The sequence below is a fragment of the Mesorhizobium loti R88b genome (assembly GCF_013170845.1).
GTDB lineage: Bacteria > Pseudomonadota > Alphaproteobacteria > Rhizobiales > Rhizobiaceae > Mesorhizobium > Mesorhizobium loti_B.
The window spans coordinates 1,718,870-1,741,965 of sequence record NZ_CP033367.1; the positions used below are offsets into that span (position 1 = coordinate 1,718,870).

A 23,096-nucleotide genomic window follows, 5' to 3' on the forward strand; every position below is an offset into this window, starting at 1 on the left:
ACCAAAAGAGGATGGAGCAGCATGAAGAAACTTAGCCGACGCCTGACATTGACATTGGCGCTGGGCGGCGCGCTTGCGGCTTCGGCCACAGCGTTCGCCGTCGCCGCCGACAAGGACCTGATCGTGTTCGACTGGTCCGGCTACGAGGATCCGAGCTTCCATCCGAAATATGTCGAGAAGAACGGCGATTCGCCGACCTTTGCTTTCTTCGGTGACGAGGATGAGGCGTTTGAGAAGGTGCGCTCCGGCTTCAAGTCCGATCTTGGTCATCCCTGCTCGCAGAGCGTGACGAAGTGGCGCGAAGCCGGGCTGCTGCAGCCGCTCGACACCTCGAGGATCACGGGCTGGAAAGACCTCAATCCCGGCATCATGGCGATGAAAAACCTCGCCACGACCGCTGACGGCAAGGCGTGGTTCATGCCTTGGGACTGGGGCAACACGCAGCTCACCTACAACTCCTCCAAGATCGACGCCAAGGACGTGCAGTCGCTGAAGGCGTTTGCCGATCCGAAGTTCAAGGGCCGGGTGTCGATCGGCGACAATGTCGACGACGCCTATGCGCTGGCGGCGCTTGCCATCGGCATGAAGGACTGGACCACGATGACGGACGACCAGTTCAAGCAGGCGTCCGACTTCCTGCGCCAGGTGCACAAGAACGTCCGCTCTTACTGGACCGATACCACCGATATCGTGCAACTGTTGAGTGGCGGCGAGGTCGACCTCGCCTGGGCCTGGAACGACGCGACGGTGCAGTCCGTCAAGGCAGGCGTGCCGATCAAGTCCATAAAGGACACCAATGAAGGCATCTCGACCTGGGTCTGCGGCTATGTTCTGTTCAAGGACGCGCCCGGGAACATCGACAAAGCCTATGACTACCTGAACGCCGTGAACGATCCGGAGACCGCCAAGGTGCTGGTTAAGGACTGGGGCTATGGCCAGGCCAACGCCAAGGGCATGGCTGGCGTCGATCCGGCGATCCTCAAGGAAAAAGGCTATGACGACGTCCAGAAATTCGTCGACAAGACGCTGTTCCAATCGCCGCTGCCGTCCGACCTCAAGCTGAAGATGATCGCCGAGTTCGAGAAGATCAAAGCCGGGTATTGATCTCGTTTCTACTGCCCGTCCGCCGCCGACATGGCGGGCGGACGGGCCTCGCCAAAGCAGATGATTTCTCCTAACCTCGCAGCAGCTTTTTCGCGATGGGGGAGTTTCGCCATGACGTCAGTGCTGCGCCGCCTTGCCCTTGCCGCCGCCTGCCTGATCGGCGCCGGCGCGGTCTATGCGTTCGCGGCAGGCGGCGGCGATCTCGTGGTGTTCGACTGGTCCGGTTACGAGGATCCGTTGCTGCATCCCGCCTACACCGCCAAACATGGCGCCGAGCCGACCTTTGCCTTCTTCGGTGACGAGGACGAGGCGTTCGAAAAGATGCGGGCGGGCTTCAAGACCGACATTGCGCATCCCTGTTCGCAAAGCGTGGCGAAATGGCGCGATGCGGGTTTGCTGCAGCCGCTGGATACGTCCCGGATTGCCGGCTGGAAGGACCTCAATCCAGGCATCATGGGGATGAAGAACCTCACCACCACCGCCGACGGCAAGGCCTGGTTCATGCCGTTCGACTGGGGCAATACGGCACTGCTCTACCGCACCGACAATGTGACGGCTCAAGAGGCGCAGTCGCTGCGGATCCTGGCCGATCCGAAATTCAAGGGCCGCGTCACCATCGGCGACAATGTCGACGACGCCTATGCCCTGGCAAGCCTGGTCATTGGTCTCAAGGACTGGACCAAGATGACCGACGCGCAGTTCAAGGAGGCGTCCGATTTCCTGCGCCAGGTGCACAAGAACGTCCGTCTCTACTGGACCGATTCGAGCGATATCGATCAGGCTTTTTCCGGCAATGAGGTCGACCTCGCCTGGGGGTGGGGCCAGACGCTGATCGCGATGAATGGGCAAGGCGTTCCCGTCGCCATGAACCGCGATACCAAGGAGGGCATGTCGACCTGGGTGTGCGGCTACGTGCTGATGAAGGACGCGCCAGGCAAGCTCGACCAGGCCTATGATTTCCTGAGCGCGGTCAATGCGCCTGGCATTTCGAAGTACATGGTCACGACGTTCGGTTACGGTCATGGCAACAGCGCCGGAATGGCCGCGATCGACCACAAGGTGCTGGCCGAGCGCGGCTTCGACGACATCGACAAGTTCCTCGACAAGACGCTGTTCCAGCAGCCGGTCGCGCCCGAGCTGAAGAAGCGCATGGTCGACGAGTTCGAGAAGATCAAGGCCGGCTATTGACGAGCAAACTGCAAAGAACCGAAATCATCATCGTCGGCGCCGGCTTCACCGGCGTGTCGGCGGCGCTTGAACTGAAGCAGGCCGGCGTCGATTTTGTGCTGCTCGAGGCACGCGATCGTGTCGGCGGACGGGTCGAAGCGATCCGCAACGGGCTTGACGAGCGCATCGATAGCGGCGGCCAGTTCCTCTGCGAAGATATGCCTGAAGTGATGGCGCTGGCGAAAGCCCGCGGCAAGACATTCGTCGAAACCTATGTCGACGGCGATTTCATCACCCATCCGTCGATGTCGGCCAAGGACGCCAAGCGGACCTATCACGGCGCGATGGCGATCCGCGAGCGTATGAACGGGATCGAACCGGACGACCCCTCGATAGTGGGGCTGACCGTCAACGTCTGGCTCGACCGTCAGAAAGACGCTACCGATGCCAAGACGGCTTTCCGGTCGATGATCGAGGGCCTGTGGTGCCTGCCGATGGACAGGGTGCCGCTCTGGTACCTGATCGACAATGACCGCCGCATCACCAACGAAGTGCCGGAGCTGCAATATTTCCTGCGCGAGACCATGCAGTCTCTGGCCGAGGATCTGGCTGGCGATATCGGCGACCGGATGCGGCTGAATGAGCCGGTAACGCGCATCGAACATGGGCCGCGAGGCGTTCGGGTCGTCTCTGCCAACAGCACGATCGAAGCGCGTCAAGTGCTGGTCGCCCTGCCGCCGGCGACGGCCGCGAAGCTCGACTTCGCGCCCGCCTTGCCGCTCTGTCTCGGACGAGCGCTTGGCGTCTGGGAAAGTGGCGCGGTGATCAAGGTCCTGGTGCGCTATCCCAGCCCATTCTGGCGCGAGCGGGATTTGAGCGGCATGGTGATGTGGCGCGACCTGCCGGGATTGTTTGCCTGCGACGCCAGCAAGGACGCGGAGCATGCCGCGCTCGTCGTCTTCATCGGCGGACCGCTGGCGCTGCGCTGGCGGGGGTTGAGTGGGGCGGCACTGCGTGCGGAAGTGACGGCACGATTGCAGGAGGCCCTCGGTCCGGATGCCGGCGATGTCATCGATTTCAGCTCGCGCGACTGGATTGAGGACTGCTGGAGCGGTGGCGCCTACAGCGACCTGATTGTCGACGTGACGGCGAGGGATGCTGAGCGCACGATTCTGGCGGGTGCATCACCGGTCCATTTCGCTGCTTCGGAACTGTCGCCGTCATTTCCCGGCTATGTCGAAGGCGCGATCGTTGCGGGCCGCATCGCGGCCAGGAAGATCGTGATCGACCTTCAGTCTCCCATCGCCACCAGCGCCTCGGGGTCGTAGGCGAGGCGGATCGAGGTGCCGACCGGGATGTCATCGGCGCCGAAATCATTGGTTTCGGTCACCGATAGCGGCTTTTCCAGCCCGGGTATCTCGACGATCAGGTGGGTGATCTCGCCGAAATAGTGGCGTTCGACCACCTTGCCGGCGACCTCGAATTTTGCCGTCGCATTGTCCCACAAAACGCGCAGGCGCTCGGGCCGGATCCCTAGCGTCGCGCCACCGCCATTGCGCACGAAGGCCTTTGGCTTGTCGGTTTTCACACGCCCGAAGCCCAACGTGTCGACGACCAGCGAAGCGGCATTTTCCTCGACGATCTCAGCCTTGACGAAATTCATGCCGCCGAGGAAGTCGGCGACCTGGCGGTTGACCGGCCGCTGGTAGATTTCCTTGGGCGAGGCGACCTGCGCTATTCGGCCGCCGAACATCACCGCGATGCGGTCGGACATGGCGAGCGCTTCATACTGGTCGTGGGTGACCAGCACGAAGGTGATGCCGACGGCCTGCTGCAGGCGCCGCAGTTCGACCTGCATCTGCTCGCGCAATTTCTTGTCCAGCGCTGACAGCGGTTCGTCGAGCAGCAACACCTTGGGCCGCATGACGAGCGCACGCGCGAGCGCCACACGCTGGCGCTGGCCGCCGGACAGTTCTGTGGCCAACCGCTTGCCGAGGCCGGTCAGCGACACCTGCGCCAGCGCCTCCTCGACGCGGCGCTTCTCCTCGCCGCCCTGCAGCTTCAGCCGCTTCAGCCCATAGGCGACGTTCTGCTCGACATTGAGGTGCGGGAAGATCGCATAGCTCTGGAACACCATGTTGGTGGGACGGCGGTTGGCCGGAATGCCTTCCATCGGCTGGCCGCCAACTGCGATCGATCCGCTGGTCGGATTGTCGAAGCCGGCGATCATGCGCAACAACGTCGTCTTGCCGCAGCCGGACGGACCAAGCAGCGAGAAGAACTCACCTTCCCTGATCGTCAGCGAGGCGTCGTCCAGCGCCTTGAACGATCCATAGCTGCGGGTGACGTTGCGGATTTCGATCATGGCCCGATCAGATTGGGCCCGATCGGATTGGGAGCGCTCGATCTGCGGCTGGTCAGGCATAGAGGCCTCCCTCGTTCTGGGTGCGTCTGGCCGCGCGGCGACGCAGGATTTCGGCGACGGTCATCAACAGGAAAGAGGCAACCAGAAGCAGCGTGCCCAACGCCAGCACGCCCGGCAGTTTCGAGGCGAAACGCAACTGGCCCCAGATGTAGATCGGTAACGTCGCTTCGGTACCGGTCAGGAAGAACGCGATGATGAACTCGTCGAGCGAAATGGTGAAGCAGACGAGCAGGCTGGAAATGATCGCCGGCGCCACCATTGGCAGCGTCACACGGCGGAAGGTGCCGAAGGCGCTTTCGCCGAGATCGGCGGAGGCCTCCTCCAGGCTGCGATCAAAACCTTCGAAGCCGGAGGTCAGCACGGTCATCGAATAAGGAATGCAGACCAGCACGTGGCCGAGCACGACGGTGAACAGCGACAGGCTGAGGCCCAGCTGCAGCATCACCAGCAACATCGAGATGGCGACGATCACCTCCGGCAGCACCAGCGGTGCCATGATCAGGCCGTTGATGGTGCGGCGGCCGGGGTAGCGGTAGCGGGTGATGGAGCGCGCGGCGAGGATGCCGAGCACCGTAGCGAGAATCGAAGCCGAGACGCCGACTTTCAGGCTGTTCCAGGCGGCGTCAAGCAGAGCCGGCGTGTGTGGCAAGTCCGCATACCATTGCAGCGTGAAGCCGGTGAGCGGGAATTTTGGCGTCGGAGCGGTGTTGATCGAGAAGATCGGCAGGAAGATGACAGGCAGATAGAGAAAGACGACGTAGAGGAACGCATAGACGGACAGCCAGCCGCCCGACAGGAAACGCCGCGCCCTCATCGTGCGAGCCTCTGCAAAGCGCGGATGATCAGCACCGTAGCGCCCGCCATCAGCGTGACGATCAGCATGGTGGTGACGGAAAGGGCGGCACCCAGCGGCCAGTTGGCTGCCTTGCCGAATTGCGCCTGGATGGCGTTGGCGATCATGACGCCATCCTTGCCGCCGACAAGCTTTGGCGTGACATAGTCGCCGACCGTCGGGATCATGACGATCAGCGCCGCCGAGATGACGCCCGGCGCCGACAGCGGCAAGGTCACGCGCAGAAACGAGCGCAAGGGGCCATCGCCGAGATCTGTGGCTGCTTCGACCAGCGTGCGGTCGACCTTTTCCAACGAGACGAAGATCGGCAGGATGGCGAAGGCCGCCCAGGCATGGGTGAGCGTGATGATGACAGCAGTCGAATTGTAGAGCAGCGCCGTCGACGGCTCATCAATGATGCCGAGGCCCATCAGGCCGGAATTGAGCACACCATTATAGCCAAGGATGACCTTCCACGACATGACGCGCAGCAGATAGCTGGTCCAGAACGGGATGGTGATGAGGAACAGCCACAGGCTCTTGTGGCGGCCGCCATGGAAGGAGATGAAGTAGGCGATCGGATAGGCGAGGATGACGGTGAAAAAGCTGACCGTCAGCGAGATGTAGAGCGAGCGCCACAACAGGTCCCGGTAGATCGGCTCGGTCAGCGCGACGCGGTAATTCTCCAGTGTGAAGGTGCGGTCGATGGTCAGATAGTGCTGCGTCCAGAACGAGTGGGCGATGACCACCAGGATCGGCAGGACCAGAAGAATGAGGGCGTAAAGAAAGGTCGGGCTGATCAGGGCAAAGCCCTGAACGGGCTCGGATTGCAGAAGGGCATTTCGTCTGGCCCGCGTCATGCGCAACGGGGGCGACCCTTCCGCCGCCGCCGTCATTGGCAGACTCCGGGGGGCATGGCTCCGGGTGTGATCTCGGTTGCTGGCCTGGACTGTTCCGCCATGCGGCATCCCATTTGTGCTGGCGCCGGCTGTTGTTCCCCTTGCCGGCTTTCTTTGATCATGCCCGCATCCAACGATTGAAATCAAGCGCTATTTCTGCAATATTGATTGAACGGACATTCAAAATGATGTGAAGAAAGCCGTCGTTTCCGGCCTTTGATGCTGAGTTTCATGTCCGCGAAAAATTCGATGGTATGGTATGGAGGCGACAATGGCTGCTGTCAGAGATCTCAAGGCGACGGAAATGGCTCCTTCCGGGGGCGACGATGCCATTGAACTGGGCAAGCGCCATCTCATCCAGCCCTGGCCCTATGCCGGTTCGGTCGGTGCTGAAGCGCGCGCGCTGATCGGCGAGGGCGACGGCATCTACATCACCGACAACACCGGCAAGCGCCTGATCGATGGGCCCGCCGGCATGTGGTGCGTCAATGTCGGCCACCGCCGCGAGGAACTGGCCAAGGTGATGTACGACCAGGCGATGGCGCTGTCCTACAACACGCCCTGGTACACGATGAACGCGCCGTCGGCGGAACTTGCCAAGCGCATCGCCGATCATGCGCCGGGCGATCTCAGCCATGTCTTCTACACCACCGGCGGCTCTTCCGCCGTCGAGACGGCACTGCGCTTCATGCAGTTCTACAACAATGTGCGCGGCCGGCCGGAAAAGAAGCTGATCCTGTCGCGCGGCGGCGCCTATCACGGCTCGACCTATCTGTCGGCCTCGCTGAACGGCCGCCCACGCGACCGCGACTGGATGGACGGCGCCGACGAGTTGGTGATCAAGCTGTCCTCGCCCGATCCGTTCCGCCGTCCGCAAGGCATGAGCCTTGCCGCCTTCACCGATTTCCTCGTCGACCAGTTCCGCGACACGGTCGCCCGCGTCGGCGCCGACAAGATCGGCGCTTTCGTCGGCGAACCGGTGCAGGCCTCGGGCGGCGTCGTCATTCCGCCCGACGGCTATCTGAAGCGCATCCGCGAGATTTGCCGCGACAACGACATCCTCTATGTTTCCGACGAAGTGGTGACGGGCTTCGGCCGGCTTGGCCATGTCTTCGCCTCGGGCGACGTGTTCGGCATCGACCCCGACATGATCACCTTCGCCAAGGGCGTCACCTCAGGCTATTTCCCGCTTGGCGGCGTCATCATCTCGGAACGGCTGCTGCAGGAGTTGCGCCGCTCGAACCATCCGGACGCCATGTTCGGCCATGGCCTGACCTACACCAGCCACCCCGTCGGCTGCGCCGTGGCGCTGAAAAACCTCGATCTGCTGGAAGGAAGCGTGCTGGCGCACACGCAGGACGTCGCGCCCTATTTCCAGGCGCAGTTGAAGACGCTGGAAGAACTGCCGCTGGTCGGCGAGGTGCGCGGCGTCGGGCTGATGGGCTGCGTCGAATGCGTTGCCGACCGCGAAAGCAAGGATCCGCTGCAGCTCGACAAGGATGTCGGAAAACGCATCGACGCGCATTGCCACGAACTCGGCCTGCTGGTGCGGCCGCTGATCAACATGTGCGTGATGTCGCCACCGCTGATCATCACGCGCGAGCAGATCGACGACATGGTCGGCATTTTACGCGAAGGCATTTCGCGGACCATGGACGATCTCAGGAAAGAGGGCGTGTGGCGGGGTTGATGGCTTTTTCCTTCTCCCCGTTTCACTGGGAGAAGGTGCTCGAAGGCCGCGCGATTCAGGACATCTGGATCAGGCCCAGGCGCCCAGCGCCGTCCACCATGTATGGCACGACCTTGCGCGTCTTCGATCCTGGAATCGATGGCTGGCACATCCTCTGGAACGACCCGCTCAACCGGGATCATTCACACCAGATCGGACGGGCCGAGGGCGCGGACATCGTCCAGCTCGGCAATGACTCGCGCGGTCTGAAAGCGCGATGGCGTTTCACGGAGATCACGGCCGACAGCTTCCATTGGATCGGCGAGGAAAGATCGTCCGAGGGCGATCCCTGGCAAATCACCTATGAACATTTTGCCCGCCGAACAAAACCCTGACGCTGGTCGTATCCGTCTAAGAGCCTGCAGCGGCACGTTCGGCGGTGGGTCGGCGGCGCAGTTCCGGCTTCAGGACCGCCGGCGGGTTGTAGGCCGCATCGATCGGCCCGACATCGGTGCCGGGCGGCACGATCCCGTCGATCCGGTCGAGAACGGCGTCCGTCAGAACGACTTCGGCGCCGGCGAGCACATCGTCGAGATGTTCCATCTTGCGCGGACCGATGATCGCCGACGTCACGCCAGGGTGAGCCGTGGCGAAGGCCATCGCCATGTGTGTCAGCGACAGGCCGGCTTCCTCCGCTAGCGGAATGAGCTGTTCGATCGCGTCCAGCCTGCGTTCGTCGGACATCTGCCTGGGGAACCGCCTGGCGCGCCCGCTGTCGGGTTGCTGCTGGCCCTTGCGGTAGCGGCCGGTAAGCATGCCCATCGCCAGCGGGCTCCACACCATCGCGCCCATTCCGTGGCGCTGGCAGACAGGTAGCACTTCACGTTCGATGCCGCGGTTCAGGATCGAGTATGGTGGCTGTTCGGCGCGGAAGCGCGCCAGCCCGCGCTGTTCTGAAACCCACTGCGCTTGCACGATCTCCGAGGCAGGGAATGTCGAAGACCCGATCGCGCGCACCTTGCCCGCCCGCATCAGGTCGGTCAGGGCCGAAAGGGTTTCCTCGATGTCGGTATCGGGTGACGGCCGGTGAACCATATAGAGATCGACGTGGTCGGTCTGCAGGCGGCGCAACGAAGCCTCCAGCTCGCGGGTCAGCCAGCGCCGCGAATTGCCCTGGTGGTTCGGATCGTCGCTCATCGGTAGGTGTGCCTTGGTGGCCAGCACAATGTTGTCGCGCCGGCCCTTCAGAGCCTTGCCGACGATCTCCTCGGATTCGCCCCGGCTATACGCATCGGCGGTGTCGATGAAATTGATGCCCGCGTCGAGCGCCCTATGGATGATGCGAATCGACTCATCATGGTCGGGATTGCCCGCGGCGCCGAACATCATCGCCCCCAGGCAATAGGGGCTGACCTTGATGCCGGTTTTTCCAAGTGTGCGGTACTGCATGATCTATTCCTTTTTTTCCTTGATCCGTCGTCAGCGTCGGCTGTTGTGGCGGATTTCATGCGCTCCGGACTGCCTCACCACGGGATAGGGCCATTCGTGCCTGAGAACGCTCCCGTCGGTCCCTCCGGGCCGAGCAGCGCAACGCGCACCACTTCGCGGGCGCCCTCCTCGACGGTCTCGGTGCCCGCATAGTTGTTGAGGTTGGTCTTGGTGAAGCCGGGCGAGACGGCGTTGACCTTGATCCCGGTCGGCTCCAGCTCGATCGCCATGGCCAGCGTCATGGCGTTGAGAGCGGTCTTGGACGCAGGGTAGACCGGGCCGAAGATTTGGCGGTAGGGAAAGGCAGGGTCCGAGTTCCGCGTCAGCGAGCCAACCCCGCTCGACACGTTGACGATGCGGGCTGCCGGCGCCTCGCGCAGCAGCGGCAGCATCGCCTGGGTAACGGCAAGCACCCCGAACACATTGGTCTCGAACACCGCGCGCACCTCGTCGAGGGACACGTTGCTCGGGCGGGTCGACTGAGAGTACTCCTCGACGGACATGCCGGGCCGCAGTCGGGTATTCGAGATAGCCGCGTTGTTGACGAGCACGTCGAGGCGGCCCAGTTCATTGCGGATGCGCTCCGCGGCAGCGCCTATCGAAGCCTGGTCCGTCACATCGAGTTGAAGCGCACGGGCATCCTGCCCGATCTTCTCGGCGGCTGCCTCACCTTTCTTGAAATTGCGCGACCCGACCAGCACGGTGAAGCCGTGTGTGACCAGGTCCTTCGCGATCTGAAGACCAATCCCTTGATTGGCCCCGGTAACCAGGGCGACGGGTTTGTCCTGCATGGTGATCTCCTTTTGCGTTGATGTGGCCAACGCCAGCCTGCTGTGTTATTCAGATAATCGGAACAGTATTCCGTTTTATACGGAACATTGTTCCGTTTAGCAAGTAGGTTCGCCGTGAACGATAGAACAGACGATTCAGATGATGGCTTGAAGCCGCGTGGCGACACCGAGCGGCGCGTGCGCGCCGACGCCCAGCGCAACCTCGATACGTTGCTGCAGACGGCGATGGCGGTGTTCGCAAGCTCCGGCGTGGACGCGCCGGTGCGCGAGATTGCGGACAAGGCGGGCGTCGGCGTCGGCACCGTCTACCGGCACTTTCCGCAGCGCTCCGACCTGGTTGCCGCCGTCTTCCGCCGCGAGATCGACGCCTGCGCTGAGGCAGCCCCCATCCTGTCGGCCACGTACGCGCCCTTTGAGGCGCTGGCGGCCTGGATGCAGCGATACGCCGCCTTCATTGCCGCCAAGCGTGGGCTGGCCAAGGCGCTGCACTCAGGAGATCCGGTGTTCGACAATTTGCCGGGCTATTTCGACCAACGGCTCCGGCCTGCCTTGCGCACGCTGCTGGAGGCCGCGACCACCGCCGGCGAAATCCGTTCCGATGTCGATGCCGAGGAGCTTCTAGGCGCGGTAGCGAGCCTGTGCATGTCGGCCCACAATGCCGGAAGCGGCCGCGCTGAGCGCATGGTCGCGCTCCTCGTTGACGGGCTGCGCCACGGCGCGCAGTCGTCGTAGCGACGCGGCATCAGTATTGCCCGACCTGGTTTGAAGTGTGCGATCCCGGCCCGCGCCTGGTCCGGTGCCCCGTCCCTTATGACCGCGACCTGAGCGCGTCGTTCAAATTCCACATGTCCTTCTCCTCGGGCGCGGTCTCCAGGTCCAGCACCGGCAGCATCTTGCGCAGATGGTCGTGGTGGGTGCGCACGCCATATTCCAGATCGGAGAGGTAGAAACCCTCGAAAGCCTCGGACAGCATGGACTCGTTCGACCATACCGAAAGCTGCACATCCTCCGACATGGTGTCACGGTCGATGCGGAACGACAGATAGCGAGCGGCCGCCTGTTCACGGCTTTCGTCACGGTAGCGATAGATGGCGCCGCGCAAAAGGGTCTCGCCCGTCGACAGCGGGAACTCTTGATAGAACTGCACCGATTCCGGCATCACCGAAATGACCGCGTTGGGGAAGATGCCATAATAGACCCAGGCCTTCTTTAGGTGGTCCGGCAGATGTGCCGGCTCGGGCGCGATCTTGACATAGTTCTTGACGCTCCAGCGGCGGCCAGCATGCGGGTTGTAGGTGGCGAAGGAGCGCGACACGCCATTGATGAAGGGCTCGTCGAAATAGGTGGCGCCGTAGAGATCCTGCAGCGCGGGGTGCGCCATGGCGACGTGATAGCCTTCATTGTCGACGTCGCGCACGGACTTCCAGTTGACCGGGGTCTTCTGGGTCCAGATGCCCCAGGATGGCACCATGTCGGCTGCGTTGTAATGCGCGAGTTCGGTTTCAATGGGCTTCAGAAGCTCAGCGACTGAAGGTTGCGGTCCACCATTGCGAAAACGGATGAAGATGAAACCCATCCAGATTTCGAGGTCGAGCGGCATCAAGCCGAAGTCGGTCTTGTCGAGATCGGGGAACGAGCGCGGGCGCGCCGCGCCGCGCAGCGTGCCGTCGAGATTGTAGACCCAGCCATGGAACGGGCATACCAGCGCGTTCTTGCAATTGCCCTGGCTGTCGGCAACGACGCGGCTGCCGCGGTGGCGGCACATATTGTTGAAGCCGCGCACGACGCCGTCCTTGCCACGCACGATCAGGGCACGCTCGCCGACCACATCCATGGTCAGATAGTCACCGGCGTCCGGCAGGTCCGAAACATGTCCGACGATCTGCCAGTGATTGCGAAAGACGTGCTCCTTCTCGAGTTCCAGAAGGGCATCGGAATGGTAACTCCAGCCCGGTAGTCCCCGCCGGTCCCAATCGTTGGGGATCGCCACGTCACGGAGGTGCGGGTTCATAAAACGTCTCTTCTTTTTGTTGAATAATCATTCAATAAAATCATATTTTGCATTGAAATGCAATGGCTTGTGAAAATCAGAAAGATTCTGACGCGAAGCTCGTACGCCGCCCTCGGCTCAATTCGATGTAGCCGCAAGCCAGGAAAATCACGGAGAATCCGGGTGTTAGCTCCAGTTCCGAAAGACCATTTCAGCGCGATTCTGCAAAGCGTGGGGGGCTGAAGAGCAAGGTGCCCTTACAGGGACGCAAAGCGCTCGCCGCTCGCCGGTACGACTGCTGTTCGGCAGGCGCTTGGGCTGGGGTTGGCTTGCGGGATTCGGCCTGCGATCCGTTTGCCTTTGGCAAGATGCAGGCAGAAATGACCGATTCTGCCCGGTTCTGCCCGAAATCGCTGTTTCAATTTGGTTACATTGCCAGGCTGGCACCATGGTTGTGCCGTTACAAAGCGCGATTAAGTTCGTTTCATCACCAAAAAGAAACTCAGCGAAGGGGAAGGCAATGCATGCGAAAGTCGAGACCATCAGCGGCGAGCGTCGGCTTCAGGCTCCGGCGCGCGCTGACCGCCGCCCGAAACTGGCGCTCCGCCAACGCGCCAGCGACCACCCCATGGCCATGTTCATGGCGCTGGCTGCTTGCGCCTTCATCGGCATGGCGCTCACGCCGACAGTCGGGCCGGCCTTCGCTTCGTTGAACCCGCCGGCCAACGTCGTCGACGGCGCGCCGACTACAATCAAGACCGCGCGCCTGCCGGTGCCGGAGACCTATTTCGCCTGCAAGGGACAGAATTGGGGTGCCGAGAGCGTGGATTGCCTGCGCGCCATCGCCGAGCAGTCCGGCACGCACAAGGCGCGCGCGATCCGCATGATCGCCAATGCCGCGCCGCTGACCAACACGCCAAACATTTTCTAGATTTCCGTCGAAGCGTGACCCCGAAACCGGTTCCCAGCTCGGGACCACGCCCTGACCTCCCCGAGCGCTTCCTCCAGCGCTCCATTCGGCTCCTGTCCGCAAAGTCGGCCGGGAGCCTCTTTTTTATCCTTTCAACGCGGCCTGCTCGGCGATGGTTGAAAGCACGCTGCGTACATCCAGCGTGCTGAACGGTTTCTCCAGGATCTGCGGCCGCTGCGGCGCCGGCAAGGCTTCGATTTCCGCTTTGGCGCCAATCAGGTCGCCGGTGACCAGCACGAAACGCCGCGCGAGATCGGGCCTTTCGACCAGCAGCTCGCGATAGATGGCAATGCCTGATATGCCGGGCATGCGCAGATCCGAAAAAACGATGTCCGGGGGCATGTGACCGCCCAGGGTGGCGGCGCCCGATTCCCAGATGGGCGCGATCCGCGATTTGATGCCCATCAGTTCGAGAATGTCGGATAAGGAGCCCGCGACATCAGGCTCATCATCGATGATCAGGGCGTGGCGCAGGCCGCTCGAGCGTGGCTGGTTCTCGCCGGCGGCAGCAATGCCCGCCGAGATGGCCGGCAGCTGGACGACGAAACGCGCGCCTTTCGGCAGCACTTCCTCGAACCAGACATTGCCATTGTGCCGTTCGATAATTGATTTCGAGATCGACAGGCCGATGCCGGTGCCGACGCCGACCGGCTTGGTGGTAAAGTAGGATTCGAAGATGCGGTTGCGGATCGCTTCGGGAATGCCTGGCCCATTGTCCTCGACCGAAAAACCGGGTTTGCCCAACTCGCTGCGGAACGTCCGCACCTTGATCAACCGGTCGCCCGCAACACCGGCCAAGGCGTGCTGGCTGTTGATCAAAAAGTTGGCGGCCACCTGTGTCACGTGGTCGGCGTCGGCCATGGCCAGCAGCGGACCCGGCGCGAAATCGGTATCGATGATGATGCCGCTCGAGCGTGCGCCATAGGCGGTCACCTCGAGTGCCGCGCGGATCACCTGGTTGAGATCGGTCTCGGCCTGCGCTGCCGGATGGAGGCGGACCATCGACAGGAAGCTCTTGACGATGCGTCCGCAACGCTCGGCGGCGGCGCGCACCTTCTCGGCACGCACCTTGGTCTGCGGATCGGTGGCGAATTCATGCAGCAGCGTCGATTGCGCGACCACCACCGCGAGCGGGTTGTTGAGCTCGTGCGAGACACCTGCAAGCAGCGAGCCCATCGCCGCCATCTTCTCGTTCTGGTGCAGTTTTTCGCGCTGGCGGTTGATCTCTTCCTCGGCGCGTAGCCTGTCGCGCAGGTCGCGGATCGAGCCGAAGATCAGGCGACGGTCGGCGACGCGCATCTCGGTCGCCGTCAGCTCGATCGGAAACACCTCGCCGGCGGCATTCTGCGTCACCGTCTCGATCCGCTGGCCGACCATTGGCGCGCCGCGACCGGACATGTAGTCGGCGCCGGAGGAATAGCCCTTGCGGTAGTATTCGGGCACGACGGTGTCGAGCAGGTCCTTGCCGAGGATGTCGCTGCGCAGGAAGCCGAACATCTTCTCGGCTGCCGGATTGAATTCGATGATTGATCCGGCCTCGTCGATGACGATGATGGCGTCGAGCGAGGCCTGCAGCATGGTGCGGCGGATGACTTCGCTGGCATGGGCGTCGGAGGGCGAGTGTTCGATGGCGTCGCCAATGGCGAGCGCGATGATGTGCAGCGTCGCCTCTTCCTCATCGGTCCATTCACGCTCCTCGACGCAATCATTGACGGCGAGCGTGCCCCACAGATGGCCGTGCGCGAAGACCGATACCGACAGGAACGACTTGATGTTCTGCTTTTCGAAATCGGTTCTCAGGAACCCTTCTAGGTCGCGCGTATGCCCGGCGAAGATCTTGCCCTGCCGTTCGTCCTCGGCCACGCGCTCCAGCAGCGGGTCCGAATTGACGATCGACTGCATGATGACGGTTGGAGACGCGAGCTCGCCGCCAAAGTCGGGATCAATCCAGTAGGCGGCGACCGACTGGGCAAAACCCTGGCCGGGCAGTTCGCGCAAGCGAAACAGGATGCCGCGCTGGCACTCCATGGCACGGCACAGCGTTTCCAGTATGCCGTCCATCTCGCGCTGCCAGTCGCCGGCCTCGCGCAGCCGGCGAACGACGCGCACGGCCGCCATCGCCGCGCCTTGCCTGAAACCTTGCATTTCGGTGCTTGTTGGTTCGCCCGTCATTATCAGCCGTCATTCCAAAGTGATGCCAATTCGATCGGCGAACAACGGCTGCGAAGCTGAAGCCTCGTGGGCCTGGCGCTCAGTTGCCGTCGCCGGTCGGCAGCGAGAAGATATAGCCTTCGCCGCGCACCGTGCGCAGGAATTTCGGGTTGGCCGGATCCGCCTCGATCTTCTTCCTCAGGCGCATGATGCGGATGTCGACGGCGCGCGACGATTCTGGGTCCTCGGTGAAGCCGATTGCCTCCGAGATCGCGGCGCGCGTCAACAGCCGGTTGGCGCGGGTCAGGAAAACCTCCAGCACGTCGAATTCGCTCTTGGCCATGTCGATCACCGTGCCGTTGGCGCCGGTGACGAGCCTGCCGTCAAGGTCGGCCTGGAAGGGGCCGAAGGCGACGGAGCGCCGGTTTGTCGCGAGCTTCTTGCCCTGCGGCTCTGTCGGCTGCGGGACGCGGCGCAGCACGCTGCGGACCCTGGCCAGCAATTCACGCAGTTCGTAGGGCTTGACGATATAGTCATCGGCGCCCAGTTCCAGCCCGACGATGCGGTCGAGCGCGGTGCCGGCGGCGGTCGCGTAGATGATGCCGATCGGCATTTTCGAGCGCAGCCAGCGGCCGAGCGACAGTCCGTCCTCACCCGGCATGGCGATATCGAGGATTGCCAGATGGAAGGCTTGAGTTTCGATAAGGCTGCGTGCGGCGGCCGCGGTTTCGGCGGTCGCTACATCATAGCCGGCGGCGCCGAGATATTCGGCAACCGCGTCCCGCAGGTCGGGCTCGTCCTCGACAATGACAATTCTTGCCCGCACGATGCCCTCGCTGCCACTTTCAGTGGAAAGTAGATTGGGTATAAACATGATGTCCAGCACTCATATCCGGTTGCCAGGGAACGGTTGGAAAATATGGCCACACGAGCCGTCATCGCGCTTGTTTCCGTCGCCGAAATGGTCGCAACCGAGCTTGCCGACCATCTTGAGCGGCGTGGCCATGATGTGCGCCAGGCGCGGCAGCCATGGGAGGCGGAATCGCTGCTGGCTGGCAAGGGCATCGACGTCGTCGTCGTTGGCGACAGTCTCAGCCAGGCGGAAGGGCGGGATCTGCTCAGGCGTTATGGCGGCCAAGGCGGGGAGGGTGGGCCGGATTTCATCCTGATCTGCCGGCCGGCCGATCTCGTCGACAAGGTGCTGGCACTCGAACTGGGTGCGGCCGACGTTGTCGAAAGCCCGCTCAATGTCCGGGAACTCGCCGCCCGTGTCGGCGGCCTGCTTTCGCGGCGCGGCAGGGGCACCCAGGAACTGATCGTGCTGGAGAACGCGACCGTCGATTTGAGATCGGCGATCGTCATGCATCGTTCCGGTACCGAGGAACAACTTTCGCCCGGTCAGGTGGCGCTGCTCAGATTGTTCCTGGCCAGCCCGCGCAAGGTGCTGACGCGTGACGACATCATCGCCGCCGCGCCGGCCGAGAATGCCGATGCCTTCGATCGCTCGATCGATTCGCGCATCGTGCGGCTGCGCCGCAAGCTCGACACCGAGACCATCACCACCATACGCGGCACCGGCTACCGGTTCGATCCGCCGCGCCAATTCGCCGACTGACGGCGGCGCATCCGGGTTATCTTTCTGGCTGAGCATCGGATTTTCCAATTCACCGATGCTCCCGACGCTCAGCGGACCGCCAGCAGCGACGGACCCGACGGCATGTCACTTGCCATGACGAGTTCGTTTGCCTGGGCGCGGTTCTTGAGCAGCACGGTGGCAAGGGCGGCAAAGCCAAGCAGGCCCTGCGCGTAAAGCAATGCGGAAAGCACCGAGGCCGCGAATTTCGTTTTCATCGTTCCAATCCCCAGAAATGCCAATTGGTCAAAATGCCAATTCTTCAAAGATGATGTGTCGCGGGTCGCTTCAGGAAACTCCCGAAGTGCCCGCGCCGCTTACGGAGCCCCCCGTCGCGGCGCGGGCCTTCGGTCCTCCAGGCAGCAAGTTGCCGGAGGGGCCGCGCAATGCCAGCAGCCGAAGGCCAACCCGCCAGAGGGCCTTCAACCGGGCGATGCGCAGGCTGGATACAATCCAGACCGTGGCGGAAAACAGGGCGACATGCAGGGTTGAAATCTCGCTCGAACTCATCGCCGCCAGCCTTGCTACCGGGCCGCCGGCAATTGTGCCGAGACCGCTGATGGCCGCCGCTGCGATGCTGATCCTGAAGAGCCAGGACCGCGTGTTCGTTTTCGTTCCCATTGGTCGTTGCCGTCTGCTTTCGTTGCGTCAACTTTTGCGTCCGGCTCGTATCCGGATCATGCCGCCCAAAGCCGCGCTTCGTTGCAGATTGGTTTCGAGATTGACCCCTTATCTTTCATATTAAGGCAATTCGAACTTTCGTTTCGCAGAGAATACCTATGTTCCCCATCTCGCCCCATTTGGCGAGTGCCGGTGTGTCACGACTGTGATCACTTGGCTGTTAACCAGAGGAAACAGATTCGAAACACAAACGAGCATTTAGCGAAATCTGGCCGAAACATGCCGCGCCGATAAGCCGCTCATCGAATTGGAGCCGGCCGGACCGGCAGAGAGAGGGGACATCATGAACACCACCATCACCGCCAGGCTCATCAACATCACCGCCGCCGCGCTCACGGCTACGGCACTTCTGTTCGGCGCCGACGCGGCGCACGCCGCCAACAAGATCGTGGCGCGGGTGTCGCTTTCGCAGCAGGTCATGGAAGTCTCGGTCGATGGCCGGCCGACCTTCGCCTGGAAGGTTTCGACCGGCGACCGGGCGCATGTGACGCCGACCGGCTCGTTCAAGCCGACGCGCATGCATGAGATGTGGTATTCGAAGAAGTACGACAACGCGCCGATGCCGCACTCGGTGTTCTTCAGCGGCGGCTACGCGGTTCACGCCACCTATGCCATCAAGCGCCTTGGCCAGCCGGCCTCGCATGGCTGCGTACGGCTGCATCCCGACAATGCCGCCGATTTCTACCAGCTCGTCGAGACCTTCGGGCCGGCCAACACCAGCATCGTCATCGTCAAGTAGCAGGCTGAGGGACGGGCACGGTTTACTCCCGTGCCCGTTCGAGGCTCCCGCTGGAAAGCGTCCCGCGACACTGGGCACTGCTTAAACCAGCGGTATCGAGCGCAGCCAAAAAAAGAGGCCGGAGATTTCCGGCCTCTTTTTTATCAGTTCGGCAGTGCCGGCATCAGCTTCGGATCCGGCTTTTCCGCCAGATGCGGCAGATCCTTGCTGGCGATGAAGGTGTAGAACATGGGCACGACGAAGAGCGTGAACATGGTGCCGACCAGGATGCCGGTGAAGATGACCAGGCCCATCGAATAGCGGGCAGCAGCACCAGCGCCGCTGGACGTGATCAGCGGTACGACGCCAAGCGCCATCGCCGCCGTGGTCATCAAGATCGGGCGCAGGCGCACTTTGGCCGAAGCGATGATGGCGTCGCGCCGCCGCATGCCATGGAGTTCGCGCTGCTGGTTGGCGAACTCGACCAACAGGATGCCGTGCTTGGTGATCAGGCCGATCAGTGTGATCAGGCCGACCTGCGTGTAGATGTTGAGTGTGCCGAGGCCCAGATTGAGCGGCACGATGGCGCCGAAGATCGACAGCGGCACCGCCATCATGATGATCAGCGGATCGCGGAAGCTTTCAAACTGCGCAGCCAGAACCAGATAGATGACGATGACGGCGGCGCCGAAAGCGATCAGGATCGTGTTGCCCTGTTCCTTCTCCTGCCGGGACTGTCCGGAATAGTCGATGAAGAAGGTGTCGGGCAGGCTCTCCCTGGCAATGTCCTCGAGGACTTTCAAACCGTCGCCCGTGGTAACACCGGGCAGCGGCAGCGCCGAGATCGTCGACGAATTCAGCTGGTTGAACTGCTCGATCGCCGCCGGCGACGGATTGTTTGAAATCTTCACCACAGCCGACAGCGGCACCATCTCGCCTGTCACGCTGCGCACGAAATACTGGCCGAGCTTTTCGGGATTGTCGCGGAATTCCTGCGGCACCTGCGGGATGATGTCGTAGCTGTTGGAATCGCGGTCGAACTGCGCCACCTCGGCACCGCCGACCAGCAACGTCAGCGTCCGACCGATATCGGCGATCGGCAGATTGAGCGCGGCGGCCCGGTCGCGATCGATGGTCACTGTCACCTGCGGTGAATCATAAGACATCGAGTTCTGCACGACGATGAAGCGGCCGGAGGCCTGCGCCTTGTTCTTGATCTGCTCTGCTGCCTCGTACACTTCCGAGGAATTGCCGGTCGATCGGACCACAAGGGCGATCGGCAGGCCACCACCGGAGCCCGGCAGCGTCGGTGGAGCGAAGACGAAGGCCTGGACGCCGGCCACCTTGGCGATGCGAGCCGTGATGTCGGCCTGCAGCTCCTTCGAATTGCGCTTGCGCTCCGCCCAGTCCTTGAAGGCAAAGCCGACGAAGGCACTGTTCGTCGCGCCACCGAAGGCGACTGCGGAGAACTGCGCTCGGGTTTCGGGAATATCCTTCACCAGGCCGAGCATCTGGTTCACATAGGTTTCGGTATAGTCCGATGTGGCATAGGTCGGTGCGGTCACGATCGAGAGCAGGAAGCCCTGGTCTTCTTCCGGCGCCAGCTCGCTCGACGTCTTGGTGAACATGAAGCCGGTCACGCCGACAAGCGCCAGCACGATCAGCAGCGTCAGAGGGCGATAGTTCAGCGAACCGGTAACGGCCCGCTCATAGGTGTGTTCGACCCGCGCGAAAATGCCATCGACAATGCGCTGGAAACGGCCGGGCGTGCCGGCCTTCAAGAGGCGTGCCGACATCATCGGGGTGATGGTGACGGCAATGATGCCCGACAGCACGACCGAGCCGGCGAGCGTCACCGCGAATTCGCGAAACAGCGCGCCGGTCAGGCCGCCAGTGAAGGCCAGCGGCGCGAACACGGCAGCCAGCGTCATGGTCATGGCAACGATGGCCGAGGCGATTTCGCGCATGCCGCTGAACGCCGCCTGCATCGGCGACATATGGTCTTCTTCCATGTGGCGGTGAATGTTCTCCACCACCACGATGGCGTCGTCGACGACAAGGCCGATCGCCAGCACCATGGCCAGCAGCGACAGAAGATTGATCGAATAGCCTACCGCAAACAAAAGGAAACAGACGCCGATCAGCGATAGCGGGATGGTGATGATCGGCATCATCACCGAGCGGAACGAGCCGAGGAACAGAAGGATGACAACGACGACGATGGCAACTGCTTCGGCGATGGTCTTGAACACTTCGTCGATCGAGGCGCTGATCTGCCCCGTCGCATCGTACACCACTTCGATCGTCATGCCTTTCGGCAGCGTTTCCTGGATCTGCGGCACGAGCTTGGTGAGCGCTGCCGCTGTGGTCAGCGGGTTGGCCGCCGGGGTCGGGAAGATGGCGAGGAAGGTGCCGGGCTTGCCGTTGAAGGAGACCCTCGTGTCGGTGTTCTCAGCGCCGAGTTCGACGCGAGCCACGTCTCGCAGCCGCACGACATTGCCGTCCGTCGAGCGCAGCGGCAATTCGGCGAAGGCTTCCGGCGTCTGCAGCGTCGAACGCACCGTGATCGACGAGACGACATATTCGTTCTGGGTGTTGCCGGGCGCCGACAGGAAGTTGGAGTTGTTGATCGCCGCCAGAACTTCCGAGGCCGTCACGCCGCGCGCGGCGAGCCGGATCGGATCGATCCAGACCCGCATCGAATATTGCTGGGCGCCGAAGATCTGCACATCGGCGACGCCTTCGACCGTCGACATGCGCGGCCGGATGACGCGCTCGATATACTCGGTCAGCTGCTCCTTCGTCATGTTCGGATTCTGCATCGAGATGTACATCATCGCGAACTGCTGGCCGGTACCCTTGACGATGACCGGGTCCTTGGAGGCGTCCGGCAAGGTGCCGCGCACGCCCTGGACCTTGGACAGCACTTCGGTCAGCGCCACGTCGGGGTTGGAGCCGAGCTTCATCTGCACTGTCACGGTGCTGGAGGAAGGGCGGCTGGACGAGGTGACGTAGTCGATGTTTTCGGTCGAGGCGACGGCGCGCGCGATCGGGGCGGAAATGAAGCCCTGGATCAGGTCGGCGCTGGCGCCGGGATAGGCCGTGGTGATGGTGATCGCGGTTTCGTCAACCTTCGGATACTGCCGGATCGACAGGTTGAAGATGCCCTGGAAACCGAGCAGCAGGATCATGCAGGCAAGAACCGTCGACAGGACGGGCCGGCGGATGAAGAGATCGGAAAAGCTCATTGGTTGTCGGCCTGCTTGTTCGCCGATTTGGTCGGATCAATGGTGTTGTCGACGTTGACGGACATGCCGTTGAAGAGGCGGTTCTGGCCTGCGGTGACCACCTCGTCGCCAGCCTTCAGACCTTCGACGATCTCGACCATGCCTTGGTTGCGGCGGCCGGGCTTGACGAAGACCTGCGACAGAACTAGTGCAGGCTTGTCACCTTCCGCCGCCGGCTTGGCTGCATCAGCCGCGGGCTTCATGGCGTCGGTCGGCTTGGCATCTGCGGGCTTGGCATCCGCTGGCTTGGTATCCGCTGGCTTGGTATCTGCAGGTTTGTCGGTGGCCGCCGCGGCAGGCTTTTCTTCCGCCTTGGCCGGGGCCGCCTCGGCAGGCTTCGCCGGCTGCACCACGAAGATGTAGTCGCCATAGAGGCTGGTGGTCAGGGCCGTCTGCGGCAGCACCAGAACGTTTTGCTCCTCGGGGAGTTCGACACGCACCTGCACGAACTGACCGGGGGTCAGCTTGCCTTCTGGATTGGCGACCTCCGCCCTGATGTTCACCAGCCGGCTGGACGGGTCGATCTTGGGGTCGATGCCGCGGATGGTGCCGGCAAAAGGCTTGTCGTCGCCACCAAGCCCGAGCCGAACCGTCTGGCCGATCTTGAGCAGGGGGAGCTCCTGTTCGGGAACCGTGAAGTCCGCCCGCATCGTGTCGAGATCCTGCAGCGTCACCACCGAGGTGCCGGGTGCGATGTACTGGCCAAGGTCGATCTTTGGAATGCCGACCGTGCCGGCGAACGGCGCCGTCAGCTGCTTCTGGTCGAGCACGGCCTGCAGCCTGGTGACCTGGGACGCCGAAGCGGACGCCGCGGCCCGCGCGGTGTCGAGCGTCGAGTCGGAGCCGACACCACGCTTGGTCAATTCGATGGCGCGGGTCAGCGATGTCTGATCAAGCGCGGCCTGCGCCTTCTGCGCCTCGAGATCGGCGCGCTCGACGGCGTCGTCGAGCTGCAACAGCACCGCATTGGATGCGACTTTCTCGTTGGCATGGAAGGGGATTTCCTTAACGATACCGGCGGTCTCGACCGTCAGGTCGACACCGCGCACGGCCCGCACCGTACCGATCGCCTCGACGCCCGGCGTCCAGTTCGATGGCTTGACGATGGTCGTCGACACAGTCGCCGCCGGTGGCTTCATCGTGGCGAAATACTGCTTGATGCCGTTGTCGCGCAGGAAGTTGAAGCCGACGATGCCGCCGACCACGATGACGAGCACGACCAACACCAAGACGATGAGAAATATACGGAGTATGCGCTTAAACAAGGAAGTCCCCTCAGTCGAAATCCGGC

General features: G+C 62.6%; 21 protein-coding genes. 9 read left to right on the forward strand and 12 right to left on the reverse strand.

Going from position 1 to position 23,096, the window contains the following annotated elements:
* The first annotated feature begins 21 nt into the window (after positions 1 to 21).
* From EB235_RS08460 to EB235_RS08470, 3 genes are all read left to right on the forward strand, one after another.
* Positions 22 to 1,104, forward strand: a complete 1,083-nt coding sequence (locus EB235_RS08460) for an ABC transporter substrate-binding protein (protein WP_027031417.1) — start codon at positions 22 to 24, stop codon at positions 1,102 to 1,104.
* Between the two features lie 111 nt (positions 1,105 to 1,215).
* Positions 1,216 to 2,292 (forward strand): extracellular solute-binding protein, encoded by a 1,077-nt coding sequence (locus tag EB235_RS08465; RefSeq protein ID WP_027031416.1) that lies wholly within the window; start codon positions 1,216 to 1,218, stop codon positions 2,290 to 2,292.
* The gene (locus tag EB235_RS08470; protein WP_027031415.1) at positions 2,289 to 3,599 is read left to right on the forward strand and encodes a flavin monoamine oxidase family protein; all 1,311 of its coding nucleotides are present in this window, start codon (positions 2,289 to 2,291) and stop codon (positions 3,597 to 3,599) included. The genes EB235_RS08465 and EB235_RS08470 overlap by 4 nt, the downstream gene beginning before the upstream one ends.
* Here the strand turns inward: EB235_RS08470 and EB235_RS08475 are convergent.
* The 3 genes from EB235_RS08475 to EB235_RS08485 are packed head-to-tail and all read right to left on the reverse strand — an operon-like array spanning position 3,563 to position 6,424.
* Positions 3,563 to 4,636 (reverse strand): ABC transporter ATP-binding protein, encoded by a 1,074-nt coding sequence (locus EB235_RS08475; protein WP_027031414.1) that lies wholly within the window; start codon positions 4,634 to 4,636, stop codon positions 3,563 to 3,565. The two genes, EB235_RS08470 and EB235_RS08475, sit on opposite strands and share 37 nt — an antisense overlap.
* Positions 4,637 to 4,688: 52 nt before the next feature.
* Complete coding sequence (locus EB235_RS08480; RefSeq protein WP_027031413.1) at positions 4,689 to 5,510, reverse strand: ABC transporter permease; 822 nt, start codon at positions 5,508 to 5,510, stop codon at positions 4,689 to 4,691.
* Positions 5,507 to 6,424 (reverse strand): ABC transporter permease, encoded by a 918-nt coding sequence (locus tag EB235_RS08485; protein WP_027031412.1) that lies wholly within the window; start codon positions 6,422 to 6,424, stop codon positions 5,507 to 5,509. The genes EB235_RS08480 and EB235_RS08485 overlap by 4 nt, the downstream gene beginning before the upstream one ends.
* A 274-nt stretch (positions 6,425 to 6,698) precedes the next feature.
* On the opposite strand from EB235_RS08485, the gene EB235_RS08490 reads away from it, so the two are divergent.
* Together EB235_RS08490 and EB235_RS08495 are read left to right on the forward strand one after the other, a co-directional pair.
* The gene (locus tag EB235_RS08490) at positions 6,699 to 8,117 is read left to right on the forward strand and encodes an aminotransferase (protein ID WP_027031411.1); all 1,419 of its coding nucleotides are present in this window, start codon (positions 6,699 to 6,701) and stop codon (positions 8,115 to 8,117) included.
* A complete protein-coding gene (locus tag EB235_RS08495; RefSeq protein WP_032925593.1) occupies positions 8,117 to 8,491 on the forward strand; it encodes a hypothetical protein in 375 nt (124 codons plus the stop codon). The genes EB235_RS08490 and EB235_RS08495 overlap by 1 nt, the downstream gene beginning before the upstream one ends.
* A 16-nt stretch (positions 8,492 to 8,507) precedes the next feature.
* On the opposite strand, the gene EB235_RS08500 is transcribed toward EB235_RS08495, so the two are convergent.
* Together EB235_RS08500 and EB235_RS08505 are read right to left on the reverse strand one after the other, a co-directional pair.
* Positions 8,508 to 9,545 (reverse strand): aldo/keto reductase, encoded by a 1,038-nt coding sequence (locus EB235_RS08500; RefSeq protein WP_027031410.1) that lies wholly within the window; start codon positions 9,543 to 9,545, stop codon positions 8,508 to 8,510.
* A 74-nt stretch (positions 9,546 to 9,619) separates the two neighbouring features.
* Positions 9,620 to 10,375: an SDR family oxidoreductase gene (locus EB235_RS08505; protein ID WP_027031409.1), complete on the reverse strand. Its 756-nt coding sequence runs from the start codon at positions 10,373 to 10,375 to the stop codon at positions 9,620 to 9,622.
* Between the two features lie 114 nt (positions 10,376 to 10,489).
* Here EB235_RS08505 and EB235_RS08510 point away from each other — a divergent pair, with 114 nt between their 5' ends.
* Positions 10,490 to 11,107 (forward strand): TetR/AcrR family transcriptional regulator, encoded by a 618-nt coding sequence (locus EB235_RS08510; RefSeq protein WP_027031408.1) that lies wholly within the window; start codon positions 10,490 to 10,492, stop codon positions 11,105 to 11,107.
* 76 nt (positions 11,108 to 11,183) lie between these two features.
* On the opposite strand, the gene EB235_RS08515 is transcribed toward EB235_RS08510, so the two are convergent.
* Positions 11,184 to 12,386 carry an aromatic ring-hydroxylating oxygenase subunit alpha gene (locus EB235_RS08515; RefSeq protein ID WP_027031407.1) on the reverse strand — a complete coding sequence of 401 codons (1,203 nt, stop codon included), beginning with the start codon at positions 12,384 to 12,386 and terminating at the stop codon, positions 11,184 to 11,186.
* 499 nt (positions 12,387 to 12,885) lie between these two features.
* Here EB235_RS08515 and EB235_RS08520 point away from each other — a divergent pair, with 499 nt between their 5' ends.
* Positions 12,886 to 13,296: a hypothetical protein gene (locus EB235_RS08520; RefSeq protein WP_027031406.1), complete on the forward strand. Its 411-nt coding sequence runs from the start codon at positions 12,886 to 12,888 to the stop codon at positions 13,294 to 13,296.
* 123 nt (positions 13,297 to 13,419) lie between these two features.
* Here EB235_RS08520 and EB235_RS08525 read toward each other — a convergent pair whose 3' ends face one another.
* The gene (locus EB235_RS08525; RefSeq protein WP_027031405.1) at positions 13,420 to 15,507 is read right to left on the reverse strand and encodes a PAS domain S-box protein; all 2,088 of its coding nucleotides are present in this window, start codon (positions 15,505 to 15,507) and stop codon (positions 13,420 to 13,422) included.
* A 79-nt stretch (positions 15,508 to 15,586) separates the two neighbouring features.
* Positions 15,587 to 16,360, reverse strand: a complete 774-nt coding sequence (locus tag EB235_RS08530) for a response regulator (protein ID WP_171878140.1) — start codon at positions 16,358 to 16,360, stop codon at positions 15,587 to 15,589.
* 45 nt (positions 16,361 to 16,405) lie between these two features.
* Between EB235_RS08530 and EB235_RS08535 the strand changes: the two genes are divergently transcribed.
* Entirely contained in the window at positions 16,406 to 17,101 is a 696-nt protein-coding gene (locus EB235_RS08535) for a response regulator transcription factor (RefSeq protein WP_027031403.1), read from the forward strand.
* A 68-nt stretch (positions 17,102 to 17,169) separates the two neighbouring features.
* Here the strand turns inward: EB235_RS08535 and EB235_RS08540 are convergent, their stop codons facing one another.
* Positions 17,170 to 17,337, reverse strand: coding sequence for a hypothetical protein (locus EB235_RS08540; protein ID WP_080680838.1), 168 nt, complete (start codon positions 17,335 to 17,337; stop codon positions 17,170 to 17,172).
* A gap of 70 nt (positions 17,338 to 17,407) precedes the next feature.
* Positions 17,408 to 17,740: a hypothetical protein gene (locus EB235_RS08545; RefSeq protein WP_027031402.1), complete on the reverse strand. Its 333-nt coding sequence runs from the start codon at positions 17,738 to 17,740 to the stop codon at positions 17,408 to 17,410.
* Between the two features lie 343 nt (positions 17,741 to 18,083).
* Between EB235_RS08545 and EB235_RS08550 the strand changes: the two genes are divergently transcribed.
* Positions 18,084 to 18,539 (forward strand): L,D-transpeptidase, encoded by a 456-nt coding sequence (locus tag EB235_RS08550; RefSeq protein ID WP_027031401.1) that lies wholly within the window; start codon positions 18,084 to 18,086, stop codon positions 18,537 to 18,539.
* Positions 18,540 to 18,682: 143 nt separating this feature from the next.
* On the opposite strand, the gene EB235_RS08555 is transcribed toward EB235_RS08550, so the two are convergent.
* Both EB235_RS08555 and EB235_RS08560 read right to left on the reverse strand, forming a co-directional pair.
* On the reverse strand, positions 18,683 to 21,766 hold the full coding sequence (locus tag EB235_RS08555; RefSeq protein WP_027031400.1) for an efflux RND transporter permease subunit: 3,084 nt from the start codon (positions 21,764 to 21,766) through the stop codon (positions 18,683 to 18,685).
* Positions 21,763 to 23,070 (reverse strand): efflux RND transporter periplasmic adaptor subunit, encoded by a 1,308-nt coding sequence (locus EB235_RS08560; protein ID WP_032925592.1) that lies wholly within the window; start codon positions 23,068 to 23,070, stop codon positions 21,763 to 21,765. Before EB235_RS08560 ends, EB235_RS08555 begins: the two co-directional genes overlap by 4 nt.
* Positions 23,071 to 23,096 lie beyond the last annotated feature (26 nt).

Coding starts and splice junctions, on each gene's coding strand:
- EB235_RS08460 (WP_027031417.1), top strand. CDS start 22: ATGAAGAAACTTAGCCGACGCCTGACATTGACATTGGCGCTGGGCGGC.
- EB235_RS08465 (WP_027031416.1), top strand. CDS start 1,216: ATGACGTCAGTGCTGCGCCGCCTTGCCCTTGCCGCCGCCTGCCTGATC.
- EB235_RS08475 (WP_027031414.1), bottom strand. CDS start 4,636: ATGATCGAAATCCGCAACGTCACCCGCAGCTATGGATCGTTCAAGGCG.
- EB235_RS08480 (WP_027031413.1), bottom strand. CDS start 5,510: ATGAGGGCGCGGCGTTTCCTGTCGGGCGGCTGGCTGTCCGTCTATGCG.
- EB235_RS08485 (WP_027031412.1), bottom strand. CDS start 6,424: ATGACGGCGGCGGCGGAAGGGTCGCCCCCGTTGCGCATGACGCGGGCC.
- EB235_RS08490 (WP_027031411.1), top strand. CDS start 6,699: ATGGCTGCTGTCAGAGATCTCAAGGCGACGGAAATGGCTCCTTCCGGG.
- EB235_RS08495 (WP_032925593.1), top strand. CDS start 8,117: ATGGCTTTTTCCTTCTCCCCGTTTCACTGGGAGAAGGTGCTCGAAGGC.
- EB235_RS08500 (WP_027031410.1), bottom strand. CDS start 9,545: ATGCAGTACCGCACACTTGGAAAAACCGGCATCAAGGTCAGCCCCTAT.
- EB235_RS08505 (WP_027031409.1), bottom strand. CDS start 10,375: ATGCAGGACAAACCCGTCGCCCTGGTTACCGGGGCCAATCAAGGGATT.
- EB235_RS08515 (WP_027031407.1), bottom strand. CDS start 12,386: ATGAACCCGCACCTCCGTGACGTGGCGATCCCCAACGATTGGGACCGG.
- EB235_RS08520 (WP_027031406.1), top strand. CDS start 12,886: ATGCATGCGAAAGTCGAGACCATCAGCGGCGAGCGTCGGCTTCAGGCT.
- EB235_RS08525 (WP_027031405.1), bottom strand. CDS start 15,507: ATGACGGGCGAACCAACAAGCACCGAAATGCAAGGTTTCAGGCAAGGC.
- EB235_RS08530 (WP_171878140.1), bottom strand. CDS start 16,360: ATGTTTATACCCAATCTACTTTCCACTGAAAGTGGCAGCGAGGGCATC.
- EB235_RS08535 (WP_027031403.1), top strand. CDS start 16,406: ATGGCCACACGAGCCGTCATCGCGCTTGTTTCCGTCGCCGAAATGGTC.
- EB235_RS08540 (WP_080680838.1), bottom strand. CDS start 17,337: ATGAAAACGAAATTCGCGGCCTCGGTGCTTTCCGCATTGCTTTACGCG.
- EB235_RS08545 (WP_027031402.1), bottom strand. CDS start 17,740: ATGGGAACGAAAACGAACACGCGGTCCTGGCTCTTCAGGATCAGCATC.
- EB235_RS08550 (WP_027031401.1), top strand. CDS start 18,084: ATGAACACCACCATCACCGCCAGGCTCATCAACATCACCGCCGCCGCG.
- EB235_RS08555 (WP_027031400.1), bottom strand. CDS start 21,766: ATGAGCTTTTCCGATCTCTTCATCCGCCGGCCCGTCCTGTCGACGGTT.